This window comes from Escherichia sp. AM3 (assembly GCF_032029835.1).
Taxonomy (GTDB): domain Bacteria; phylum Pseudomonadota; class Gammaproteobacteria; order Enterobacterales; family Enterobacteriaceae; genus Escherichia; species Escherichia coli.
Map to the genome: position 1 here is coordinate 1 of NZ_JAVUPQ010000774.1, position 317 is coordinate 317.

Consider the following 317-nt stretch of genomic DNA (forward strand, 5'->3'; position numbering starts at 1 on the left):
GCAGCGATGCGTTGAGCTAACCGGTACTAATGAACCGTGAGGCTTAACCTTACAACGCCGAAGATGTTTTGGCGGATTGAGAGAATTTCAGCTTTGATTCAGAGTCCGAAGGATTTTGCGCTGAGACAAGGCGGCAAATGAAGCGAAGGAAGGAGCATACTGAAGTATGTGACTGACTTTCGCGAATGCAGCCGACGCAGTATCAGCACAAAAGACACAGGACAGAGCACAGGAATTTGCCTGGCGGCAGTAGCGCGGTGGTCCCACCTGACCCCATGCCGAACTCAGAAGTGAAACGCCGTAGCGCCGATGGTAGT

1 rRNA gene is annotated in these 317 nt (G+C 52.4%); it reads left to right on the forward strand.

Annotation, left to right across the window (positions count from 1 at the left end):
- Positions 1–239 precede the first annotated feature (239 nt).
- Positions 240–317 (forward strand): 5S ribosomal RNA (rrf, locus tag RTW80_RS28305); the annotation flags it as partial.